A 24,482-nucleotide genomic window follows, 5' to 3' on the forward strand; every position below is an offset into this window, starting at 1 on the left:
GGCCAATTCCCAAGACCCGCGCCCAGGCCCGGTGAGGCCCAGTGGAGTTCGTACATGACGGTGCCTGCGGTCCATGCGCCCGCGGGCGGGGCCCAGGTCCCGCCGCCCTGGGCAGGGACCCTGGCTAGTGAGCGCTGGCAGGGACCGCGGGCGCAAAAAAGAACAGCCCCGCTGCGAGTGCAGCGGGGCTGTTCTTTGCTTCACGGGGGCCGTCAGACGGCCGACCCGATCAGAGGTCTAACTCAGATCAGCAAGTATTACTTGAGGATCTTGGTAACGCGTCCCGAACCAACGGTGCGGCCGCCTTCGCGGATAGCGAAGCCGAGGCCCTCTTCCATGGCGATGGGCTGGATGAGCGCAACGGTCATCTCAGTGTTGTCGCCAGGCATAACCATTTCCGTGCCTTCCGGCAGGGTGATAACGCCGGTTACGTCCGTGGTGCGGAAGTAGAACTGCGGGCGGTAGTTGGAGTAGAACGGGTTGTGACGCCCGCCTTCGTCCTTGGAGAGGATGTAGACGTTGGCCTCGAAGTCGGTGTGCGGGGTGATGGAACCCGGCTTGACGACAACCTGGCCACGCTCGACATCGTCGCGCTTCAGACCGCGGAGCAGGAGGCCACAGTTCTCGCCGGCCCATGCTTCGTCGAGCTGCTTGTGGAACATCTCGATACCGGTAACCGTGGTCTTCTGGACCGGGCGGATGCCGACGATCTCGACCTCGGAGTTGATGGCGAGGGTTCCACGCTCGGCGCGGCCCGTAACAACGGTGCCACGGCCGGTGATCGTGAAGACATCTTCGATCGGCATCAGGAACGGCTTGTCGCGGTCACGTACCGGGTCCGGCACAGAGTTGTCGACAGCTTCCATGAGGTCCTCGACGGACTTGACCCAAACCGGGTCGCCTTCGAGAGCCTTCAGACCGGAAACGCGAACGACCGGAGCCTCATCGCCATCGAAGCCCTGAGCCGAAAGCAGCTCGCGAACTTCCATTTCGACGAGGTCGAGGAGCTCTTCGTCATCGACCATGTCCGACTTGTTCAGTGCAACCAGCAGGTAGGGAACGCCAACCTGGCGGGCGAGCAGGACGTGCTCGCGGGTCTGAGCCATCGGGCCGTCAGTGGCGGCAACCACGAGGATTGCACCGTCCATCTGTGCAGCGCCGGTGATCATGTTCTTGATGTAGTCAGCGTGACCCGGAGCGTCTACGTGTGCGTAGTGGCGCTTCTCGGTCTGGTACTCAACGTGGGAGATGTTGATGGTAATGCCGCGCTGACGCTCTTCGGGAGCAGAGTCAATGGACGCGAAGTCGCGCTGCTCGTTGAGTGTCGGGTACTTGTCGTACAGCACCTTGGAAATCGCGGCCGTCAGCGTCGTCTTACCGTGGTCAACGTGACCAATGGTGCCGATGTTGACGTGCGGCTTAGTCCGCTCGAACTTTGCCTTTGCCACAGGTTCCTCCTAGAACGTTTTCAAATGACTTACCCTTCGACCGCGCTTATCGCGGCGAAACTTCAGTAAGTCTACTTGGGGGGCTTTGGATTGATGAAATTGCAGATTCAGGAACTAATACTAGTCCCTCGAGTCTGTCGGTGCAGATGGCCGCCCGGCCTGCCCGGAAAAGCTGCTGGCCGGAACCGGCCACCTGCACCAGGTGAATCTCCGTTGACGAAGACGCACCCGAGTTTGTTGCTGCGAGAGCCCTAGGGACTACTCGCCGCGGTTCTTCTGGATGATCTCGTCGGCAAATGCCTTCGGGACCTCGGCGTAGCTGTGGAACGTCATGGAGTACACAGCGCGGCCCTGGGTCTTCGAGCGCAGGTCACCGATGTAGCCGAACATGCCGGACAGCGGGACGTGCGCGCGGATGACCTTGACGCCCTGGGCATCTTCCATGGACTGCATCTGGCCACGGCGGGAGTTGAGGTCACCGATAACTTCACCCATGTATTCCTCAGGGGTGCGGACCTCGACATCCATCAGCGGTTCGAGCAGGATGGGGTTCGCCTTGCGTGCGGCTTCCTTGAAAGCCATACGGCCGGCGATCTTGAACGCCATTTCCGAGGAGTCAACATCGTGGTACGCGCCGTCAATCAGCGTGGCCTTGATGCCGACAACCGGGTACCCGGCGAGGACGCCGTCGTTCAGCGCATCCTGGATACCGGCGTCAACCGAGGGGATGTATTCGCGGGGAATACGTCCACCGGTGACCTTGTTCGAGAACTCGTACAGCTCGCCCTCGGACGTGTCCAGCGGCTCGATCGCGATCTGGATCTTTGCGAACTGGCCGGAACCACCGGTCTGCTTCTTGTGCGTGTAGTCGTGACGCTCTACAGCACGCTTGATGGTTTCGCGGTAGGCAACCTGGGGCTTGCCCACGTTTGCCTCGACCTTGAATTCGCGGCGCATGCGGTCCACCAGGATATCCAGGTGGAGCTCGCCCATGCCGGCGATGATGGTCTGGCCGGTGTCCTCGTTGAGGGAGACCTGGAAGGTCGGGTCCTCAGCGGAGAGCTTCTGGATGGCCGTGGAGAGCTTCTCCTGGTCACCCTTGGTGTTCGGCTCGATCGCAACAGAGATCACGGGCTCCGGGAAGCTCATGGACTCCAGAACGATCTGGTTGCTGGGATCACACAGGGTGTCGCCCGTGGTGGTGTCCTTCAGACCGATCGCTGCGTAGATGTGGCCAGCGGTAGCGCCGTCAACCGGCATTTCCTTGTTGGCGTGCATCTGGAACAGCTTGCCGATGCGCTCCTTCTTGCCCTTGGTGGAGTTGACCACCTGGGAGCCTGCTTCCACGTGACCGGAGTACACGCGGATGAAGGTGAGCTGACCGAAGAACGGGTGCGTAGCAATCTTGAACGCCAGAGCCGAGAACGGCTCCTCGGAGGACGGCTTGCGCGTCAGTTCCTTCTCTTCGTCGCGGGGATCGTGACCGATCATCGGCGGGACGTCGAGCGGGTTCGGCAGGTAGTCCACGACGGCGTCAAGCATCGGCTGAACGCCGCGGTTCTTGAACGCGGAGCCGCAGAAGACCGGGTAGAGCTCGGAGTTGATCGTCATCTTGCGGATGCCGGCCTTGAGCTCCTCTTCGGTGATTTCTTCACCTTCGAGGTACTTCTCCATGAGCTCTTCGGAGGACTCTGCAACGGTCTCAACGAGCGTTGCGCGGTACTCTTCGGCCTTTTCCTTGAGGTCAGCCGGGATCTCCTGGATCTCGTACTTGGCACCCATGGTGACGTCACCCTTGGAGTCGCCGGGCCAGACCAGTGCGCGCATGTAAAGCAGGTCGACGACGCCGATGAAGTCGTTCTCGGCGCCGATCGGCAGCTGCATGACGAGCGGCTTGGCACCGAGGCGGCTGATGATGGTGTCGACGGTGAAGTAGAAGTCAGCGCCGAGCTTGTCCATCTTGTTGACGAAGCAGATGCGCGGGACGTTGTACTTGTCAGCCTGGCGCCAGACAGTCTCAGACTGCGGCTCCACGCCTTCCTTGCCGTCGAACACGGCAACTGCACCGTCGAGGACGCGCAGGGAGCGCTCAACCTCAACCGTGAAGTCCACGTGGCCGGGGGTGTCGATGATGTTGATCTGGTTGTTTTCCCAGAAGCAGGTCACGGCGGCAGACGTGATGGTGATGCCGCGTTCCTTTTCCTGTTCCATCCAGTCAGTCGTCGAAGCGCCGTCGTGCGTTTCGCCGATCTTGTGGTTCACACCTGTGTAGAACAGGATGCGCTCGGTAGTAGTGGTCTTGCCAGCATCAATGTGGGCCATGATGCCGATATTGCGGACCTTGCTAAGGTCGGTAAGCACGTCCTGTGCCACGGTGTCTCCCTTTCGGATGAACTGCACGTTCGCCGCCGGCTCGGTAGAGCCGGCGGCGTCCGGGAAGTATTACCAGCGGTAGTGTGCGAAGGCCTTGTTGGACTCGGCCATCTTGTGGGTGTCTTCGCGACGCTTCACAGCGGCACCGAGACCGTTGGAGGCATCCAGAATCTCGTTCTGGAGGCGCTCGGTCATGGTCTTCTCGCGGCGGGCCTTGGAGTAGCCAACCAGCCAGCGCAGGGCGAGTGCGGTGGAGCGGCCCGGCTTGACCTCAACCGGAACCTGGTAGGTGGCGCCACCGACACGGCGGGAGCGGACCTCGAGGGAAGGCTTGACGTTCTCCATGGCCTTCTTGAGGGCTGCAACCGGGTCGCCGCCGGACTTGGCACGAGCACCTTCGAGTGCACCGTAAACGATGCGCTCTGCGGTGGACTTCTTGCCGTCAACGAGCACCTTGTTGATCAGCTGGGTGACCAGCGGGGAGCCGTAAACGGGATCTAGAACTAGCGGCCGCTTGGGGGCCGGACCCTTGCGAGGCATATTACTTCTTCTCCATCTTTGCGCCGTAGCGGCTACGAGCCTGCTTACGGTTCTTGACACCCTGGGTATCGAGGGCGCCACGGACGATCTTGTAACGGACACCCGGAAGGTCCTTAACGCGGCCGCCACGGACGAGCACAATGGAGTGCTCCTGCAGGTTGTGGCCTACACCGGGGATGTACGCGGTGACTTCAACGCCGCCGTTGAGGCGCACACGTGCGACCTTACGCAGAGCCGAGTTCGGCTTCTTCGGGGTCGTCGTGTACACGCGGGTGCAAACACCGCGGCGCATCGGGCTGCCGTTAAGCGCGGGGGCCTTGGTCTTCTTGACCTTCGGCGTGCGGCCCTTGCGGACCAGCTGGTTAATCGTAGGCACTCTCGTGTTCTCCGTTTTATCCGGAGCGGCCGTTGGCAGCCGCTCTCTTGTCGCTGCGCCCCGCCGCTCGAGCTTTGAAGTTCTCTCCAGAGCAGCTGAGGCGAAGCCTTAATAGTCGGACCGCACGCCTGGGCCCACGGACTCTCATCCTGAATTGCCCCTAGGCATGCGAAAATGTGGCATACGTTGCACAAGAACCCTGCAAACCGGAAACGTCGACCTGGTTCAGCCTTTCAGCTTCTACCGGCGCACTCATCCACTGCCACAATAACAATTAGTCTCAAGTCTAACACGGACGGGTCCCGGCCCTTAATCGGCGCGGAACCACGCCCCCTCCTCCCCCGTCGACTGCTCCGGTACGGCCCTTATGGGGCCCCAAAAGGGCAGTACCGGAGCAGTCGATGGGTTAAAGGGATGGTCCCCCACCGTGCGGTGCGGGACCATCCTTGGGAAAGCTACCTGTTTAGCGGAAGTCGCTGCCCAGGTCGTAGTCATCCAGCGGGATGGCGTGGAACTCAGGAGCTCCGTCGCCGCCCAGGGAATCGTAGGAGAAGTCACTGAACGCGCTGGGGCCGGTGAACAGGTTGGCCTTTGCTTCTTCAGTGGGCTCCACGGTGACCTCGGTGTAGCGCGGGAGACCCGTGCCGGCCGGGATGAGCTTACCGATGATGACGTTTTCCTTGAGGCCGAGCAGCGGATCGCTCTTGCCTTCCATGGCCGCCTGCGTCAGGACGCGGGTGGTCTCCTGGAAGGAAGCTGCGGACAGCCAGGACTCGGTCGCCAGGGACGCCTTGGTGATGCCCATGAGCTCGGGACGGCCGGAAGCCGGCGTCTTGCCCTCGGACACAACACGGCGGTTGGCATCTTCGAAGCGGCTGCGCTCGGCGAGCTCGCCGGGCAGCAGGTCCGATTCGCCGGACTCGATGACCGTGACGCGGCGCAGCATCTGGCGGACGATAACCTCGACGTGCTTGTCGTGGATACCGATGCCCTGGCTGCGGTACACGCCCTGGACCTCGTCGACCAGGAACTTCTGCGCGGCACGGGGGCCCATGATGCGCAGAACCTGCTTGGGGTCGACCGGACCGTTGATGAGCTTCTGGCCGACGCTGACGTGCTCGCCGTCTTCGATGAGAAGACGTGAACGGCGCAGGACCGGGTAAGCGATCTCTTCGGATCCGTCATCCGGGGTGATGACCAGGCGCATCTGACGCTCGGACTCTTCGATGGTGATGCGGCCGGCTGCTTCAGCAATCGGTGCGACACCCTTCGGAGTACGGGCTTCGAAGAGCTCCTGGATACGGGGCAGACCCTGGGTGATGTCGTCGCCACCGCTGGAGGAAACAGCACCACCGGTGTGGAACGTACGCATGGTCAGCTGGGTACCCGGCTCACCGATGGACTGTGCGGCGATGATGCCGACCGCCTCACCGATGTCGACGGTCTTACCCGTGGCCAGCGAACGGCCGTAGCACAGGGCGCAGGTGCCGACGCTGGACTCACAGGTGAGTACGGAGCGGACCTTGACCTCGGTGATGCCGGCGGCGAACAGTTCGGCAATGACGACGTCGCCGCAGTCAGTGCCGCCCGCTGCCAGGACCTTGCCCTTGGAGTCAACGACATCCACGGCCAGGGTACGGGCGTACGCGCTGTTCTCGACGTTCTCGTCCAGGACCAGCTCGCCGTTGGAGTCAGCGACCGCGATGGCGGTCATCAGACCGCGCTCGGTGCCGCAGTCCTCTTCGCGGACGATGACGTCCTGCGACACGTCCACCAGACGACGGGTCAGGTAACCCGAGTTGGCGGTACGCAGCGCGGTGTCAGCCAGACCCTTACGGGCACCGTGCGTGGCGATGAAGTATTCCAGCACCGACAGGCCCTCGCGGTACGAGGACTTGATCGGACGCGGGATGATCTCACCCTTAGGGTTGGCCACCAGGCCACGGATACCCGCGATCTGACGGACCTGCATCCAGTTACCACGTGCGCCGGAGGACACCATGCGGTTGATCGTGTTCATCGGGGACAGGTTGTCACGCATCGCCTGGGCGATCTCGTTCGTGGCCTTGTTCCAGATCTCGATCAGTTCCTGGCGACGCTCGTCGTCGTCGATCAGGCCCTTGTCGTACTGGCCCTGGATCTTGGCAGCCATGGTCTCGTAACCGGCGAGGATCCGCGGCTTGTCCTTGGGCACCTCGATGTCGGAGATGGCGACGGTGACGCCGGACCGGGTGGCCCAGTAGAAACCGGCATCCTTCAGGTTGTCCAGCGTTGCCGCCGTGACCACCTTCGGGTAGCGCTCGGCGAGGTCGTTGACGATGGTGGACAGTTCGCCCTTGTCGGCAACGTTCTCAACCCACGGGTAGTCCGCGGGCAGCGTCTCGTTGAAGAGGACCTGGCCCAGGGAGGTCTGGACGAGCACGGTCTGACCCGGCTCGTAACCTTCCGGAGCTTCCCAGCCGGCGTAAGGGACAAAGCCCTCAAGACGGATCTTGACCTGGGAATTCAGGTGCAGCTCGTGCAGGTCGTACGCCATGATGGCTTCCGCGACGGAGGAGAAGATCCGGCCCTCGCCAGCTGAACCGACACGCTTGGTGGTCAGGTGGTAGAGGCCGATGATCATATCCTGCGAAGGCAGCGTCACCGGGCGGCCGTCAGACGGCTTCAGGATGTTGTTCGAGGACAGCATCAGGATGCGGGCCTCAGCCTGGGCTTCGGGGCTCAGCGGCAGGTGGACTGCCATCTGGTCGCCGTCGAAGTCAGCGTTGAAGGCGCCACAAACCAGCGGGTGGAGCTGGATTGCCTTACCTTCAACAAGCTGCGGTTCGAACGCCTGGATGCCGAGACGGTGCAGGGTGGGTGCACGGTTCAGCAGCACGGGGTGCTCGGTGATGATCTCTTCGAGGACATCCCAGACCTGCGGGCGGTAACGCTCCACCATCCGCTTGGCCGACTTGATGTTCTGTGCGTGGTTGAGGTCAACCAGGCGCTTCATCACGAACGGCTTGAAGAGCTCCAGCGCCATCTGCTTCGGCAGGCCACACTGGTGCAGCTTCAGCTGCGGACCGACGACGATCACGGAACGGCCGGAGTAGTCAACGCGCTTACCCAGGAGGTTCTGGCGGAAACGACCCTGCTTGCCCTTGAGCATGTCGCTCAGGGACTTCAGCGGACGGTTGCCCGGTCCGGTGACCGGACGGCCGCGGCGGCCGTTGTCGAACAGGCTGTCAACGGCTTCCTGAAGCATGCGCTTCTCGTTGTTGACGATGATCTCCGGAGCACCGAGATCAAGCAGGCGCTTGAGGCGGTTGTTGCGGTTGATCACGCGGCGGTAGAGGTCGTTGAGGTCGGAGGTCGCGAAGCGGCCGCCGTCCAGCTGGACCATCGGGCGCAGTTCCGGCGGGATCACCGGGACGGCGTCCAGCACCATGCCGAGCGGGCTGTTGTTGGTCGTCAGGAACGCGTTGACCACCTTGAGCCGCTTCAGGGCGCGGGTCTTGCGCTGGCCCTTGCCGTTGGCAATGATGTCGCGGAGCATGTCCGACTCGGCCTGCATGTCGAAGTTCTCAAGACGCTTCTTGATCGCTTCGGCACCCATGGAGCCTTCGAAGTACATGCCGTAGCGGTCGCGCAGTTCGCGGTAAAGGCCTTCGTCGCCTTCAAGGTCAGCGACCTTGAGGTTCTTGAAGCGGTCCCAGACCTGCTCGAGGCGCTCGATTTCAGCATCCGCGCGCTTGCGGACGTTAGCCATCTGGCGGTCAGCGGAGTCGCGGGCCTTCTTCTTGTCGGCAGCCTTGGCGCCTTCGCCTTCGAGACGGGCAAGCTCGTTCTCAAGGTCGCGGGCGATCGTGGCGATGTCCGAGTCGCGGTTGTCGATCAGCTGCTTCTTCTCGATGTCGTGCTCAACCTGGAGGTTGGGCAGTTCTTCGTGGCGGCTGTCGGCGTCGACGCTCGTGATCATGTAGGCGGCGAAGTAGATGACCTTTTCGAGGTCCTTCGGTGCCAGGTCAAGGAGGTAGCCCAGGCGGGACGGAACACCCTTGAAGTACCAGATGTGCGTGACCGGGGCGGCCAGCTCGATGTGGCCCATGCGCTCACGGCGGACCTTTGCGCGGGTGACCTCAACGCCACACCGCTCGCAAATGATGCCCTTGAAGCGCACGCGCTTGTACTTACCGCAGTAGCACTCCCAGTCGCGGGACGGGCCGAAGATCTTCTCGCAGAAGAGGCCGTCCTTCTCAGGCTTGAGCGTGCGGTAGTTGATGGTTTCCGGCTTCTTAACCTCGCCGTAAGACCAGCCACGGATGTCTTCCGCGGTGGCGAGGCCGATCTGCATGAGGCCGAAGGAGGATTCGCTGGACATATGGTCCCTGTTCTCTCTTGTTCTCTAAATTCTGAAGTCTTGGGTTACGGGAAGAGGGAGGGGCGTACGACGGCGGGTGGGAACCCGCCGTCGTACGGCCTCTGCTAAACCTCTTCTACGGAACTGGGCTCTGCACGAGACAGATCGATGCCCAGTTCTTCCGCAGCCGTGAAGACTGCGTCATCAGAGTCACGCATTTCAATTGTGGTTCCGTCCGTGGAAAGAACTTCCACGTTCAGGCACAGCGACTGCATTTCCTTGATCAAGACCTTGAAGGACTCAGGAACGCCCGGCTCGGGGATGTTCTCGCCCTTGACGATGGCTTCGTAGACCTTCACACGACCATGGATGTCATCCGACTTGATCGTAAGGAGCTCCTGGAGCGTGTAGGCGGCGCCGTAAGCTTCGAGCGCCCACACTTCCATTTCACCGAAGCGCTGGCCACCGAACTGTGCCTTACCACCCAGCGGCTGCTGCGTGATCATGGAGTACGGGCCGGTGGAGCGCGCGTGGATCTTGTCGTCCACCAGGTGGTGGAGCTTCAGGATGTACATGTAGCCGACCGAGATCGGATCCGGGAACGGCTCGCCGGAGCGGCCGTCGAACAGCCGGGTCTTGCCTGAGGAGTTGATCAGGCGGACACCGTCACGGGTGACGTTGGTGGAGTCGAGGAGACCAGTGATTTCCTCTTCACGCGCACCGTCGAAGACCGGCGTTGCAACAGTGGTCGAGCCACTCTCGCGCGGCAGGTTCGGCAGCTGCTTGACCCACTCGGGCTCGCCCTCGATCTTCCAGCCGGTCTTGGCAACCCAGCCGAGGTGCGTTTCCAGCACCTGGCCGACGTTCATACGGCCCGGAACACCCAGCGGGTTCAGGACAATATCAACGGGGGTACCGTCGGCAAGGAAGGGCATGTCCTCGATCGGAAGGATCTTGGAGATAACACCCTTGTTGCCGTGACGGCCGGCGAGCTTGTCGCCGTCGGTGATCTTGCGCTTGGCAGCGACGTAGACGCGGACCAGCTGGTTGACGCCCGGGGGCAGCTCGTCGTCGTTGTCGCGGTCGAAGACGCGGACACCGATAACGGTGCCGGACTCGCCGTGCGGAACCTTCAGCGAGGTGTCGCGCACTTCGCGGGACTTCTCACCGAAGATGGCGCGCAGCAGGCGCTCTTCCGGGGTCAGCTCGGTCTCGCCCTTGGGCGTGACCTTTCCGACCAGGATGTCGCCGGCTTCGACCTCGGCGCCGATGTGGATGATGCCACGCTCGTCCAGGCCTGCCAGGACCTCCTCGGACACGTTCGGGATGTCACGGGTGATTTCCTCGGCACCAAGCTTGGTGTCGCGGGCATCGATCTCGTGCTCCTCGATGTGGATCGAGGACAGTACGTCCTCGGCCACGATCCGCTGGGACAGGATGATGGCATCCTCGAAGTTGTGGCCTTCCCATGACATGAATGCCACGAGCAGGTTCTTTCCGAGGGCCAGTTCGCCCTGGTCCGTTGCCGGGCCGTCAGCGATGATGCCGCCGACCTCCAGGCGCTGGCCTTCACTCACCAGAACGCGGTTGTTGTAGCAGTTGCCCTGGTTGGAGCGGGCGAACTTGTTGATGCGGTAGTTGGTTTCCGTGCCGTCATCGTTGAGCATGATGACGAGCTCGGCGGAAACCTCGGTGACCACACCGGCCTTCTTCGCGATGGTGACGTCACCGGCGTCGACTGCTGCGGCGCGTTCCATGCCGGTACCGACGAACGGCGCCTCGGAACGGACCAGCGGCACGGCCTGGCGCTGCATGTTGGCACCCATGAGTGCGCGGTTAGCATCGTCATGCTCGAGGAACGGGATCAGGGCGGTGGCCACAGACACCATCTGGCGCGGGGAAACGTCCATGAACTCGACCTCGCCGGCGGGGACCAGCACGGGCTCGCCTCCACCACCACGGGCGCGGACCAGGACGGTCTCTTCGGCGAACTTCTTGTTCGAATCGAGCGGAGCGTTGGCCTGTGCAATCAGGACCTCTGCCTCGTCGTCGGCCGTGAGGTACTGGACCTCATCGGAGACAACACCTTCGGCCACCAGGCGGTACGGGGTCTCGATGAAACCGAACGGGTTGATGCGTCCGTAGGAAGCCAGCGAACCGATCAGGCCAATGTTCGGGCCTTCAGGGGTTTCAATGGGGCACATACGTCCGTAGTGCGACGGGTGAACGTCTCGGACTTCCATGCCTGCACGGTCACGGGACAGACCACCCGGGCCAAGCGCGGACAGGCGGCGCTTGTGGGTCAGACCCGAGAGCGGGTTGTTCTGGTCCATGAACTGGGACAGCTGGGAGGTTCCGAAGAACTCCTTGATCGCTGCCACAACGGGGCGGATGTTGATCAGCGTCTGCGGCGTGATGGCCTCGACGTCCTGGGTCGTCATACGCTCGCGGACAACGCGCTCCATACGGGACAGGCCGGTGCGGACCTGGTTCTCGATGAGCTCGCCGACGGCGCGGATGCGGCGGTTGCCGAAGTGGTCGATGTCATCGATCTCAACGCGCAGCTCGTGGTCCTGGCCGTCGCGCTTGCCCGTGAGGGTCTTCTCACCGGCGTGCAGGGCAACGAGGAACTTGATCATGGCGACGATGTCTTCAACGTGCAGGACAGACGCTTCCTTGTCACCAAGGGAGCGGTCGATGCCGAGCTTGCGGTTGATCTTGTAACGGCCAACCTTGGCCAGATCGTAGCGCTTGGAGTTGAAGTACAGGTTGTCCAGCAGGGACTGGGCAGCCTCAACCGTGGGCGGCTCGCCCGGTCGCAGCTTCCGGTAGATGTCCAGCAAGGCGTCTTCCCGGGTTTCGGTGGCGTCCTTCTCCAGCGTTGCGCGCATGGAGTCGTACTGGCCGAACTCTTCGAGGATCTGGCCTTCGGTCCAGCCGAGGGCCTTCAGCAGCACCGTGACGGACTGCTTGCGCTTGCGGTCGAGGCGAACGCCGACCTGGTCGCGCTTGTCGATTTCGAGTTCGAACCAGGCGCCGCGGGACGGGATGATCTTCGCGGTGAAGATGTCCTTGTCGCTGGTCTTGTCGGCGGTGCGCTCAAAGTAGGCGCCCGGGGAGCGGACCAGCTGCGAGACAACGACACGCTCGGTGCCGTTGACGACGAAGGTGCCCTTCTCGGTCATCAGCGGGAAGTCACCCATGAACACGGTCTGCTGCTTGATTTCGCCCGTGTTGTTGTTCATGAATTCGGCCTTGACGTACAGCGGAGCCGAGTACGTTGCGTCCCGGTCCTTGCACTCAGCCATCGTGTATTTCGGATCAGCGAACTCCGGCTCCGAGAAGCTCAGGGACATGGTGCCCTGGAAATCCTCGATCGGGGAGATCTCTTCGAAGATGTCGGACAGACCCGAGGAGGTGGCGACGCTGAGGTCGCCTTCTTCTACGGCCTTGGCTACGCGTGCCTGCCAGCGTTCGTTTCCGACCAGCCAGTCAAAGCTGTCCGTTTGCAGGGCAAGCAGATTCGGAACGTCAAGGGGTTCGTGAATCTTTGCGAATGAGAGCCGGCGGGTTGCACCGTCGGTGCTGTCGGCATTGATAGCGGTTGCAGCGTTGTTTACATTAGAGGTGCTCGAGGCGACCAAGAGGGATCCTTCCACAGACCTTCAGGCGTTTTCAGATCTCCCCCGTTATGCACCCTGCGGAGTGACTCCGCAGTGCTACCAATCCGGTTCCGCTATATGACCCGGGACCCGCGCTGACCATGCTGGTGCCGTTGTTGACGGCACATTGATGGCCCAGCTGCCAGGCTAAGCCCACCGCTATATGAAGGCTGAAGGTAAACAGGGAAGACGCAAATATCTACGATACGGCAAAGCAACCTACTTGTCTACCCCACTTCGTCCGGGATTGCAAGCACCGGCCCCGGCGCCGGGATCGGGTATCACGCCCGCGGAGCGCGGCCCCGCTTCGCCCGCGGCGAGGGAGCCGGATGGCCCGGTGACCGGGGTCACGATAACCTTGCTGTACATCGTTCAAGATCGGAAGAGAAAACCATGAGCAACTCTGCAGACAACAATGATGTTGTCATCCTCGCCGCCGCCCGCACGCCCCAGGGGCGCCTCAACGGGCAGCTCGCCAGCTTCACCGCCGTGGAACTCGGCGCACACGCCATCCGCGCGGCCCTGGCCTCCAGCGGAGTGAAGGCCGAGCAGGTGGATTCGGTGATCATGGGCCAGGTGCTGCAGGCCGGGGCGGGCCAGAACCCCGCCCGCCAGAGCGCCATCGGCGCCGGCATCGGCTGGAACGTTCCGACCGTGACGATCAACAAGGTCTGCCTGTCCGGGCTGACCGCGGTGATCGATGCGGCCCGGATGATCCGCAGCGGCGACGCCACCGTCGTCGTCGCCGGCGGCCAGGAGTCCATGACCCGGGCGCCGCACCTCCTCCCCGGCTCCCGGCAGGGCTGGACCTACGGTTCCATCCAGGCGCTCGACGTCGCGGCGCACGACGGCCTGACCGACGCCTTCGACGGGCAGTCCATGGGCCTGTCCACCGAGACCAAGAACCTCACGCTGGGCATCGACCGGACCTCCCAGGACGAGGTGGCGGCCGCGTCCCACCAGCGCGCCGCCCGTGCCGCCAAGGACGGCGTGTTCGACGGCGAAATCGCCCCGATCAGCGTGAAGCAGCGCAAGGGGGACCCGGTCATCCTGGCCGCGGACGAGGGCATCCGGCCGGACACGACGGTGACGTCGCTGGCGGGGCTGCGGGCGGCGTTCGTCACGGACGGCACCATCACCGCCGGCAACTCCTCCCCCCTGTCCGACGGCGCCTCCGCCCTCGTGCTGTCCTCGCGGAAGTTCGCCGAGGATAACGGCCTGGACTACCTCGCCGTCGTCGGAAAACCCGGGCAGGTGGCCGGTCCGGACAACTCGCTGCACTCCCAGCCCTCCAACGCGATCAAGAACGCGCTGGCCAAGGCCGGCTGGTCCGCCGCGGACCTGGACTTCATCGAGATCAACGAGGCCTTCGGCTCCGTCGCCGTCCAGTCCCTCAAGGACCTCGACTACCCGCTGGAGAAGTGCAACATCCACGGCGGCGCGATCGCCGTGGGCCACCCGATCGGCGCCTCCGGCGCCCGGCTGGCCCTGCACGCCGCGCACGAGCTGAAGCGGCGCGGCACCGGCAAGGCCGCGGTGTCCCTCTGCGGCGGCGGCGGGCAGGGCGAAGCGCTTCTGCTTTACCGCGACTGAGCGCCGTGCCGGACCCTGTGATGCCCGACCCCCTGGTGCCCGGGCACGGCCCGGCCGATGGCGGCACCGGCGGCGGCACCACCGCTGCCGCCGCCGGCCGGGAGCGGTTCCTGGCTGACGCCGCCGCCCGCGGCCTCAGCGTCCAGCTCGTGGAGCGCCTCGCCGCGAACAGCCTGGAGGAGGCAGCCAAGATCCTGGGGATCGAGCCCGGGGATATCGTGAAGTCCCTCGTGGTCAAACACAAGGACGGCAGTTTCCTGTTCGCCCTGATTCCGGGCGACCGGCAGATTTCCTGGCCCAAACTGCGCGCGCTGATCGGGGTGAACAAGCTGTCCCTTCCGGCGGCCGACGTGGCCCTGGCCGCGACGGGCTATGAGCGCGGCACCATCACCCCGCTTGGAAGCACCGTGGCATGGCCGGTGTACGCGGACCGGACCATCACCGGGCGCAGGATTTCCATGGGTGCCGGGGAACACGGCTTCAGCGCCTTCGTCGACGCCGACGCCCTCACCGCGGCCCTCGCTGCCGTCGTCGCGGACATCTCCGAGCCGAACTGACGCCGGCACGGGCATGCTCGACCCGGCAGCCCGCCACGGCGGAACCCCTTATCTACCGGGAGGTTCGAGCAACTCCCCCACCCGGGCGATATAGCTTTTTAGGCTAAGGTCGTTCGCCCAGATGGCGCGTATTTCATCCTGCTTTGCATGGGAGGCTTCAGCCAATTCCCGAAGCTGGGGAAGCAGAGGCTGTTCCGGGTCACAGAGGGCCACGGCGGGGCCAATAACGTACTCCCGCATGCCCTCGTTGGGAGTGACACCCACGGCAATTCCGCTCTCGAGTGCACCCACCAGGACCATGTGTCCCGCCGCCCTGGTTCCGGAGGCCAGCGGAAGAAAGACCACGGAGGCCGTGCTCAGCAGCTCGCCGAATTCCTGTTGGCTCAAATACCCCGGGCGCCTGATCACGTTCTCACCGCAGCGGGTTTCTCCGGCCGGACCACCCGTGGCCAGGGTCAACTGGACCGGGGTGCTGCTTGCCAACACCTCGTCCTCAAGGGCCCGGATGAGAAGGGGATCGCGATCCGAGGAGCCGCCAATGAATATGTGAAGGTCCTGCGATGCCTTCTTCGGCGGGTAGCACAAGGAATTCCCGTACAACACCGCCTGGGCCCGTCCGCCGTCGGCGTTCCAGGGTCCCGTTTCAGATTGGGACATGGTGATCACCGGAGCGTCGCCGATGAGCCGGCGCATGACTTTCCAGCTCCGGCTGGACGGTTCCGCGTAGATGCCCGTCACCACAAAGTCGTTTCGGCCGGTTACCCGCAGGGCAGCGCCAATCCACGGGTTTGTGGCCAGATAAGGCCCCCGCACAGCCGGGTTAAGTGTTCGCAGGGCCAGTATCAGTGAATCCAGTCCTATCCCCAGAACTCTTGAACCGAGCCGCTTCCCCGTGACCGCTGCGCGATGGTGCTGGCAGGTGGCCTTGATCTGTGGATGGCTGAGCCATTCGGAATCCGCGCGCGGTGAGGCCGGGCCCATTGCCAGGAGAGTGTAGGAAGCCAATGTCATGACCTTTCGTTCACTGATGCGGAGGCCCCGTTCCAGGCCGTCCATTCCGCAACTGCCACGGAATGGTAGGCGAGTGCTGCCCGGATGGTCTCGTCGCGGCCGTCCGTCACCGCATACCTGACGGCGTCAGCCCAGGCGCGGTCGTCAACCAGCCCTGTCTGCGGATCCTCACGCAGCAACAGCCTCGACTCCTGTCCGTACAGGTCCGCCAGGCTGGTCGCAGCCCGGCCAACCACGGGTGTGTTCGACTCAAGTGCCCGGATGGCGATGCCGCTCTGATAGAAGCGCAGGTACGGGATGACAATGGCATCGCTGCTTTTCACGAGTTCATCGAGTTCCAGCTCGGAAACGAAACGTGAATCCACCTTCCACCCGGGCAAATCCGGCCAGCCCCGTCCCACGACCTCTAAATCGACTTCAGTCTTGAGTTCCCTGGCCAGGACCTCCAGCGCACCAAGATCCCGGTCCCGTTTGAACTGGCCAAGAACGCGGACCACCGGACGGCGCGCAGCGGCACGCATACCGGCCTCTGCATCCGGAGCAACCTCCGGAGCAACAGGAGGAAGCATCGGGTGGGCCAGCACGTGCATAGTTGATGTGCAGCCGAGGCTGTCCATGGCCTTAGCGGCTCCAGTGCTGTGGACCACGACGTGGGGAAGATTTCGCAGCCGGAAGACCAGCCGGGCACTGAGCGGATCACTTCCGGCAGACCGGACGAGCGGCTCGGGGTCGTGATAGACAACGGATGCACGGCCCCCGCAGAGCAGGCGAACAAGCACCAGGTCAAAGAACCCCAGCACCGGCCACGCCACCAGAGTCCGATGGTGTCCCAGCCGCCCGGTTTCTCGGCTTCTTGCCAGCAGCCGCAGGTAGTCCGAAAGCCAGCGCCACCGGCTCCCGCCCGAGACCGAAGGCTCATTGATGGTGTAAATCCGCACGTCTGCGCCCGAGGCTTCGAGCGTCCTCGCCAACGCTTCCGTGTAGTGGGCCAGCGCACCGCCCAGCGGGTTGACCAGCACTGTCACGGGTGTTTCCCGCCCGCGTTTCCCGAGCTGCCGCCCCGCCTTCCATCCGGCCAGCAGTGGCTTCCAGTTCGAGGTTCCCCTACCCCTGAGGGCGTCTTTGATGACCGCCGTGGAGACCAGGTAAGGAGCTGACAGGAGATGTTGCAGCCTGGATCCGTTTTTTGCCTGGAAAAGCTGGATGTTCCGCGTCTGGTAGAAGACCGGCGCGCCCCCCGAACTCTGCCACACCACGGCTGCCGGCTCGAGCCGCACTTCCCACCCTTCTCGCCGGATCGACTGCTGGTGATCGACCTCTTCCATGTAGAGGAAGAAATCCTCGTCGATGGGGTGGGCTTCGAGGACCGATCGCCGGAAAAGCAGGAATGCGCCGTCAAGCCATTCAATGGGGCCGGGTACAGCGGTGGCCAACTTTTGCCTCGGCTCCTTGTGGCCGAAATGCCTGGGCAATCCCAGCGCCGGGGAAAGATAACCGCCCAGCGACCAGATAACTTCCGAGTTCTCCCCCGTCACCAACGCCGGGCCAACAAGTGCTGCCTTTTCATGCCGCTCCAGCGCTGTCGCCAGGATCTGCAGCGCACCCAGCTCGGGAAGGGCTTCGTGCGTAGATACCAGGAGGCTGGAGGTCGGAGGAGTGTGCTTCTTGTGCCAGGCCACACCTTCGTTGACGGCCGCGCCGTACCCGGAGTTCGGGGTAAAGATGATGTTCACCCCGGGTGGCAGCGTCCCCCGGAGCGAATCGGCGTGGTCCGGGTCCTCGCTGTTATCGACGATAAGTAGCTTTCCCGGTTCCAGCCCCTCGGAGATCAGGCGGTCAATTGTTGCCTTGAGAGTGGCCCTGCTCCGGTGGTGGACGACGACGCAAGCGGTGTCCAGAGCGCTCACGTGATTTTCCTCAAATGTGGGCTCGTAGCGATACTGCTGAGCAGACGGCGCCAGGTTCTTCCCAGGCGTCCCAGAGACTCACCTTGGCCCGGGAACGGTTGTATCACCGCGACCTTGCCCACCCTTGGATCCGCCGTGATGCGGGCAAGGAGATCCTGGATCTCGTCATCCGTCGGGCGCGGGCGCCGACGTTGGTGCCCCTTGGATTCCAGTCCGTTGTCCATCGCTCGACGCTATGTCGCACAGCCGAGTGAGGGCCCGAGTACCGACTACCCGTCTTTCGGGCGGGAGGTTACTCAGTGGGCACTAAATCATCGATTTTCCGGTCCGTCGGCGGGAGGGGGCTTCCTGAGCAGGCGCCGGGTTCAACGCGCAGGCTGTTTTAACCCGGCTGTGACAGCACGGGACGCGTCGTGTGCGGGTCGCTGTTCAGGCCCACACCAGGCGGTGGGGGTGCTGCGGTTAACGCAGGAAACCCCGCCCACCGGAGTGGACGGGGTTTCCCGGAGCGGAACGGGAACGCGTGGTTCCCGGACAGTTCCTGAAGCGGCGAGTTACTTGAGGGTAACGCGAGCGCCGGCTTCTTCGAGCTGTGCAACAGCCTTCTCGGCAGCTTCCTTGGTGACACCTTCGAGGATGGCCTTCGGAGCGCTGTCAACAACGTCCTTTGCTTCCTTGAGGCCCAGGGAAGTGATCGCGCGAACTTCCTTGATGACGGCAATCTTCTTGTCGCCCGGGTGCTCCAGGATGACGTCGAATGCGGTCTGCTCTTCTTCTTCGGCAGGGCCACCGGCAGCGGGGCCAGCAACTGCAACAGCAGCAGCCGTAACTTCGAAGGTCTCTTCGAAGAGCTTTACGAACTCAGAGAGCTCGATGATGGTCAGTTCCTTGAAAGCTTCAATGAGCTCTTCGTTGGTGAGCTTCGCCATGGTGTGGCGTCCTTCCTATAGTGGTGCTCGGCGGCCGGAGCCGTGCCTTCGCACCGGAGTCTGGTTTAGAGAGTTAGTTCTCTTCGGGGGCTGCGGCGTCGGCCGGAGCTTCAGCGGCAGCATCAGCCGGAGCTTCAGCTGCTGCGTCGGCCGGAGCTTCGTCAGCGGCGGGCGCCTCGGCTTCAGCCGGTGCGCCGTTCTCTTCTTCAAGCTTGAGGCGCAGCGCGTCGATGATGCGTACAGCGGCGGCAGCAGGAGCCTTGAGGATGCCTGCAACCTTGGCGAGCTGCAGCTCGCGGGACTCGAGTGCTGCCAGGGCAGCAACTTCGCTGGCGTTCAGTGCCTTGCCCTCGAAGTAACCGGTCTTGATAACCAGCTGCTTGTTGGTCTTGGCAAAATCCGTCAGGCTCTTGGCAGCGGCAACTGCGTCACCCTTGATGAACGCGATTGCAGTGGGGCCGGCGAGCTGGCCGTCGAATGCTTCGACACCAGCTTCCTTGGCTGCAATAGCGGTCAGGGTGTTCTTGACGACCGAGAACTTGGTGTCCTGGCCGAGAGAGACACGCAGCTGCTTGAGCTGTGCAACGGTGAGCCCGCGGTATTCGGTCAGGACAGCGGCGTTCGATTCCTTGAAATCGTTAGTGATCTCAGCTACTGCTGAAACCTTGCTAGGCGTTGCCATAACCCTCCTTCCGGGGATAGTGCCGGTGTTTCCCGGTCCCCGCTCAAAAGAGCTAAAAACTAAAAACGCCCCGCGCAGATGCACGGGGCTTGTCTCGACGCAGTCCATGACTGCGGAGCTTTGCTTCGTTCACCTGCGCCGGCCGCCCTATGTTCAGGGTCCTTCGTCTGGAGATCCACTGGCCCTCCCGGCGCGACTGCAGAAGTGAGTCTTGCTTGGGAGAGTGGATTTCCAACAACCGACGGTCTTTGGTCCCCCCAGCTTACGCGAACCGGGGCGTGTGCTCCAAATCGGGCGCCCGGGCGCCGTTCAGCTGTTGCTGGGGCCGAAGTTGGGGAGCTCCTTTTGCCAGATCCCCGTCACACCGGCGGTGGCGAACCCCAGCTGCTGGTTGACCTTGAGCAGGTACCGGTTTTCGGGCGCGTTCCAGGTGTAGAGCACCCGGGCATCCGGGAACTGCTCGGAGAGCCGCTCCATGTTCGCGACTTTGATCAGCAGGCCCAGCTTGTTGCCGCGGTGCTCCCGCAGCACCACCGTGTCGTCCTGGAACACGACGTCGGGGCGCAGCGCGAGGACGCTGATGGTCGTCAGGCCGACGAGGTCGCCGCTGTCGATGTGTTCGACGGCGGTGACCACCGTCCGGCGGCCCTGCGCGATGGCGACCTCTTCCGCCTCACGGAGGATGCCGCCGTCGAACACCATGTCCGTATCGTCGACGCCGGGCACGCCGTCTTCGCCCGCGCTGTTTTCCAGCGCAGCGACCGCCTCGAGCCACTGCTCCGGGCACCGGTCCGTCCAATGGTGCAGGCGGTAGCGGCCGGCATTGGCTTCCTCGGCCTCGGTCTGCAGCTCCTCCACGAGCGCGCTGTCCAGCGGCAGCGCACAGGCACTGAACTGTTCGATGTGCTGGAGGGTGTAGCCGCTGTGGCGGGCGAACTCCACTTCCCTGCTGTTCACCGGCACGAAGCCGAGGCCGGTGCCGGGGACCAGCTGGCCGGCTTCGCTGTCCCCCAGCGAGGAGCTCGGATGGTTGGTGTCGATCAGGATGGTGTGGCGGCCCTCGTCGCGGGCGAAGTGCTCCGCGGCCTCGAGCAGCTGCCGGCCCACGCCCCGGCCCTGGAACTCCGGCAGGATGTCGAGGGCGAACTCGGCCAGGTCGAGGTTCTCGGAGAGCGGCAGCGCAATGTCCACGGTTCCGACGATGTCCCCGCCGATCCTGGCCACCAGAATCACCTGGCGCTCATAGGGGTCCGCCATCTCCAGCAGTTTCTCCAGTGGCGCGTAGGCGAGATCGTCACTGCCCCAGGTCTGCATGCGCACCTTGCGGCCCACTTCGACGGCGGCTATGAAGTCGGCGGCGTCCGGCCCGTCCAGCGAATCGGGGATCCACAGCTGTTCAATCCGTACGTCGTTTGCCATAACGGGCATCATCCCCAGCTGTTCTGCCATCTACGGGTACCGGATTTCCTGCAGTAAACAGGGCTTCCACGGTCAGCATATGCCGGTTTGCGCCGGCGTTCCATCGTCCGACGTGCGCCGGACCGGCTAGGACCCGCGGCCCGGCGCGTCGACGGTCCGCTGCCATTCGCCGTCGTAGCCGGCGGGGCGGAATCCGAGCGCCACGTTGATGGCGAGCATGTGGTCGTTCTCCGCGGCGTTGAACGTGATGATTCGTTCCACCGCCGGGTACCCGGCGAGCAGGCGGCGGAGGTTGCGGATCTTGACGAGCATGCCCAGCCGGTGCCCGCGGTGGCCGGCCGCGACCAGGGTGTCGTCCTGGTCCGCCAGCCACGGTTTGCCGGGCGCCAGTTCGAGCACGGTGTACGCCGCGAGTTCGTTCCTGCCGCGGTGCCGTGCGGCGGTGACCAGCGAGACGTTTCCGGCCTGCTTCCAGGTGTCCTCAACGTGCCGGACGCGGGCGGCGTCCCAGGTCTCTTCGTCGTAGCTGAGCCCGCCCGTCGGCGCGTCCGTGCTCATCCGGGACATCAGCACGGCGAGCTGCTCCACGTACCCCTCCGGGCAACGGTCCGTCCAGGTGACCAGCTCATACGGTTCCGCACTGGCCAGCGCCTCCCGCTCGAGGGCGTCCAGCAGTGCCGGAGCCGGCGGCATGGCGAGGGAGCTGAAGCGCTCCACCTGTTCCAGCCGGTAGCCCGCCCGCTGCGCGAACCGGACGGGGCGCGCGGCCGCCGGCAGCGTCCCGGTCCCGGTGGCGGGCCGGAGGACATCCGGGCCGTCGGCGTCGAAGTCGGCGGGGTGCTCCGTGAAAGTCATCAGGACGGTGCGGCCGTCCGCAACCGCCAGGGCCTCTGCATGGGCCAGGAGGGCCCGTCCGATCCCCCGGCGGGTGAAGCCGTTCAGGACGTCCACATGGAGGAGGGCGCTGCCCAGGTTGTCCTGCAGCCCGTAGCGGATCCACGACCGCGCGACCATCCGGCCGCCGGCGCGGACGAAGAAGAGCTGCATGCGTTTGTAGGCGTCGTCCCGCCAGTAGCGGAGCCTGGCCTCCTGCCGGGTGGCGCGGTCCAGGTTCCCCCAGGTCTCCAGCACCAGGGCGTCGCTGAGCGTGCTGAATTCGAGGAATTCTCCGGCGTCGGTGGAATCGAGGGCGTCCGGAATCAGGAGGCGTTCTATGCGGTACGGCGCGGCAGTCACCGGGACAGCGTAGCCGGTGCCCCGGAACGCAGAGAAGGCCGCCCCGCGGATGCGGGACGGCCTTCTCTGTTGCTGCTGTGAATCCGGTGAAGCTTAGACCTCGGTCAGGACCTTGGTGACGTTGGGGTCAACCGAGATGCCCGGGCCAAAGGTGGTGGCGACGGTGGCCTTCTGGATGTAGCGGCCCTTGGAAGCGGACGGCTTGAGGCGCAGGACCTCTTCCAGAGCGGCTGCGTAGTTCTCGGCCAGCTTGAGGGCGTCGAAGGAAACCTTGCCGATGATGAAGTGCAGGTTCGAGTGCTTGTCGACGCGGAAGTCGATCTTGCCGCCCTTGATGTCGTTGACGGCCTTGGCGACGTCAGCGGTCACGGTGCCGGTCTTCGGGTTCGGCATCAGGTTACGCGGGCCCAGGACCTTGCCGAGACGGCCAACCTTGCCCATGAGGTCAGGGGTGGCGACGGCGGCGTCGAAGTCGGTCCAGCCGGCTGCGATCTTTTCGATCAGGTCATCGGAACCAACGAAGTCGGCGCCGGCTGCGATTGCTGCCTCAGCCTTGTCGCCCGTTGCGAAAACGAGGACGCGGGCGGTCTTACCGGTGCCGTGCGGCAGGATAACGGTGCCGCGGACCATCTGGTCAGCCTTACGCGGGTCGACACCCAGGCGGAATGCAACCTCAACGGTGGCGTCGAACTTGGACGGGTTGGTGTCCTTGGCGAGCGTCACTGCCTCGAACGGCGCGTAGAACTTCTCCGCGTCGATCTTGGCTGCGGCTGCCTCATATGCTTTGCTGCGCTTTGCCATGCTGCTTATTCTCCTTGTGCAGTTGTGGTCTGCGGACCGCGCGGGCCCTGCCACAGTTGGAACTCCGTACGGTTTGCCCGTACCGGCTTTCCAACATCTCAATGTTTAGGTGGTGCCGGTTGCCCGGCGGGGAAGGCTATTAGCCCTCGACGGTGATACCCATGGAACGGGCGGTGCCGGCGATGATCTTCGCGGCGCCTTCCAGGCTGGTGGCGTTGAGGTCTTCCATCTTGGTGGTGGCGATCTCGTTTACCTGGGCCTGGGTCAGCTTGGCAACCTTGACGGTGTGCGGGGTCGGCGAACCCTTGGCGACGCCTGCAGCCTTTTTGATGAGCTCTGCAGCCGGCGGGGTCTTGGTGATGAACGTGAATGAACGGTCCTCGTAGACCGTGATTTCAACCGGAATAACGTTGCCGCGCTGGGCTTCCGTCGCAGCGTTGTACGCCTTGCAGAATTCCATGATGTTGACACCGTGCTGGCCAAGCGCAGGACCGATGGGCGGGGCCGGGTTAGCGGCACCTGCCTGGATCTGCAGCTTGATGAGGCCGGTGACCTTCTTCTTGGGAGCCAATGTAGGGTCCTTCTCTCAATTACGTCCTGGGACACAGGAGCGTGCCTCAGGTTGTTGGCCGCCATGGCGAGGCGGCCGGCCGCCCCAGGCTGCTAAAGCGGGCAGTCCGGGGCGAATTCTGTGGGGGGTTACTAGATCTTGCTGACCTGGTTGAACGCCAGCGTGACCGGGGTCTCGCGTTCGAAGATGGAGACCAGCACCACGAGGGTCTGGGAATCCACCTTGATTTCCGAGATCGTGGCCGGAAGGGTCTCGAAGGGACCTTCCTTGACGATGACGGACTCGCCAACCTCGAAGTCGACGTCGATCTGCGCGGCGGCGTGCTTGACCGGCTTGCCCTTCTCGGCCTGCTCTTCTTCGAAGACCGGGGCGAGCATGGAGAAGACCTCGTCGAGGCGCAGCGGGACCGGGTTGTGGGCGTTGCCCACGAAGCCGGTGACGCCGGGGGTGTGGCGGACGGCGCCCCAGGAGGCATCCGTCAGGTCCATGCGGACCAGGACGTAACCGGGGATGCGGACGCGGTTGATGACCTTGCGCTGAGCATTCTTGATCTCAACGACTTCCTCCATCGGAACCTGGATTTCGAAGATGTAATCTTCCATGTCCAGGGTCTGGATGCGGGTTTCAAGGTTGGCCTTGACGCGGTTCTCGTAGCCGGCGTAAGAGTGGATGACATACCAGTCACCCTCCTGGCGGCGCAGCTTGGCCTTGAATTCGTCGGCCGGATCGACCTCGGCGGCTGCTGCAGCGGCGGCCAGCGCGTCAGCCGACTCGTCGTCGCCTTCGGCTGCTTCTTCGCCGGCCTCGTCAGCGACGTCGGATTCGGGCGCAGCAGACACAGCCTCGGACTCTTCCCCGGCTTCCACCGCGGCGTCCTGGCTCTTATCCAGCTCAGTCTCAGTTACCTCGAGCTCCTGCTCAGACACTTGGTCTCCTGCTTCCTCATTGCCTAACATGCCTATTTAAATGACTCAATTCCGCACACCCCGCGGAACCCCCGGAATCCCGGTGGTAATCCACGCAGTCTGCGGACCG

At 63.7% G+C, this 24,482-nt stretch carries 17 protein-coding genes; 2 read left to right on the forward strand and 15 right to left on the reverse strand.

Going from position 1 to position 24,482, the window contains the following annotated elements:
• Nucleotides 1-257: 257 nt before the first annotated feature.
• The 6 genes from tuf to rpoB all read right to left on the reverse strand — a co-directional run bounded on the left by tuf (nucleotide 258) and on the right by rpoB (nucleotide 12,723).
• Nucleotides 258-1,448, reverse strand: a complete 1,191-nt coding sequence (gene tuf, locus AC06G6_RS14870) for an elongation factor Tu (RefSeq protein ID WP_069949303.1) — start codon at nucleotides 1,446-1,448, stop codon at nucleotides 258-260.
• Between the two features lie 258 nt (nucleotides 1,449-1,706).
• On the reverse strand, nucleotides 1,707-3,821 hold the full coding sequence (gene fusA, locus AC06G6_RS14875; protein ID WP_479823243.1) for an elongation factor G: 2,115 nt from the start codon (nucleotides 3,819-3,821) through the stop codon (nucleotides 1,707-1,709).
• 69 nt (nucleotides 3,822-3,890) lie between these two features.
• Complete coding sequence (gene rpsG / locus AC06G6_RS14880) at nucleotides 3,891-4,361, reverse strand: 30S ribosomal protein S7 (RefSeq protein ID WP_011692813.1); 471 nt, start codon at nucleotides 4,359-4,361, stop codon at nucleotides 3,891-3,893.
• Nucleotide 4,362: 1 nt separating this feature from the next.
• Nucleotides 4,363-4,737 carry a 30S ribosomal protein S12 gene (rpsL, locus tag AC06G6_RS14885; protein ID WP_011692814.1) on the reverse strand — a complete coding sequence of 125 codons (375 nt, stop codon included), beginning with the start codon at nucleotides 4,735-4,737 and terminating at the stop codon, nucleotides 4,363-4,365.
• Nucleotides 4,738-5,200: 463 nt separating this feature from the next.
• Entirely contained in the window at nucleotides 5,201-9,100 is a 3,900-nt protein-coding gene (locus AC06G6_RS14890; protein ID WP_307465583.1) for a DNA-directed RNA polymerase subunit beta', read from the reverse strand.
• A gap of 104 nt (nucleotides 9,101-9,204) precedes the next feature.
• Nucleotides 9,205-12,723, reverse strand: coding sequence for a DNA-directed RNA polymerase subunit beta (rpoB, locus tag AC06G6_RS14895; protein WP_479823245.1), 3,519 nt, complete (start codon nucleotides 12,721-12,723; stop codon nucleotides 9,205-9,207).
• A 411-nt stretch (nucleotides 12,724-13,134) separates the two neighbouring features.
• Here rpoB and AC06G6_RS14900 point away from each other — a divergent pair, with 411 nt between their 5' ends.
• Together AC06G6_RS14900 and AC06G6_RS14905 are read left to right on the forward strand one after the other, a co-directional pair.
• On the forward strand, nucleotides 13,135-14,334 hold the full coding sequence (locus AC06G6_RS14900) for an acetyl-CoA C-acetyltransferase (protein WP_479823247.1): 1,200 nt from the start codon (nucleotides 13,135-13,137) through the stop codon (nucleotides 14,332-14,334).
• Between the two features lie 20 nt (nucleotides 14,335-14,354).
• Nucleotides 14,355-14,891: an aminoacyl-tRNA deacylase gene (locus tag AC06G6_RS14905; RefSeq protein ID WP_479823249.1), complete on the forward strand. Its 537-nt coding sequence runs from the start codon at nucleotides 14,355-14,357 to the stop codon at nucleotides 14,889-14,891.
• Between the two features lie 48 nt (nucleotides 14,892-14,939).
• On the opposite strand, the gene AC06G6_RS14910 is transcribed toward AC06G6_RS14905, so the two are convergent.
• The 9 genes from AC06G6_RS14910 to nusG form a co-directional block, all read right to left on the reverse strand.
• Entirely contained in the window at nucleotides 14,940-15,947 is a 1,008-nt protein-coding gene (locus AC06G6_RS14910) for a glycosyltransferase family protein (protein WP_479823251.1), read from the reverse strand.
• Entirely contained in the window at nucleotides 15,899-17,809 is a 1,911-nt protein-coding gene (locus tag AC06G6_RS14915; RefSeq protein ID WP_479823253.1) for a glycosyltransferase, read from the reverse strand. Before AC06G6_RS14915 ends, AC06G6_RS14910 begins: the two co-directional genes overlap by 49 nt.
• 554 nt (nucleotides 17,810-18,363) lie before the next feature.
• On the reverse strand, nucleotides 18,364-18,738 hold the full coding sequence (gene rplL / locus AC06G6_RS14920) for a 50S ribosomal protein L7/L12 (protein WP_301226786.1): 375 nt from the start codon (nucleotides 18,736-18,738) through the stop codon (nucleotides 18,364-18,366).
• A gap of 73 nt (nucleotides 18,739-18,811) precedes the next feature.
• Nucleotides 18,812-19,420: a 50S ribosomal protein L10 gene (gene rplJ, locus AC06G6_RS14925; RefSeq protein WP_307465590.1), complete on the reverse strand. Its 609-nt coding sequence runs from the start codon at nucleotides 19,418-19,420 to the stop codon at nucleotides 18,812-18,814.
• Nucleotides 19,421-19,729: 309 nt separating this feature from the next.
• Complete coding sequence (locus AC06G6_RS14930) at nucleotides 19,730-20,839, reverse strand: GNAT family N-acetyltransferase (protein WP_479823255.1); 1,110 nt, start codon at nucleotides 20,837-20,839, stop codon at nucleotides 19,730-19,732.
• A gap of 126 nt (nucleotides 20,840-20,965) precedes the next feature.
• A complete protein-coding gene (locus AC06G6_RS14935) occupies nucleotides 20,966-22,075 on the reverse strand; it encodes a GNAT family N-acetyltransferase (protein WP_479823257.1) in 1,110 nt (369 codons plus the stop codon).
• A 93-nt stretch (nucleotides 22,076-22,168) separates the two neighbouring features.
• Nucleotides 22,169-22,876: a 50S ribosomal protein L1 gene (gene rplA / locus AC06G6_RS14940; RefSeq protein WP_024365991.1), complete on the reverse strand. Its 708-nt coding sequence runs from the start codon at nucleotides 22,874-22,876 to the stop codon at nucleotides 22,169-22,171.
• Between the two features lie 139 nt (nucleotides 22,877-23,015).
• Complete coding sequence (gene rplK, locus AC06G6_RS14945) at nucleotides 23,016-23,447, reverse strand: 50S ribosomal protein L11 (RefSeq protein ID WP_024365990.1); 432 nt, start codon at nucleotides 23,445-23,447, stop codon at nucleotides 23,016-23,018.
• A gap of 131 nt (nucleotides 23,448-23,578) precedes the next feature.
• Entirely contained in the window at nucleotides 23,579-24,373 is a 795-nt protein-coding gene (gene nusG, locus AC06G6_RS14950) for a transcription termination/antitermination protein NusG (RefSeq protein WP_479823259.1), read from the reverse strand.
• Nucleotides 24,374-24,482 lie beyond the last annotated feature (109 nt).

This window comes from Arthrobacter sp. CJL-S3, from assembly GCF_056711635.1.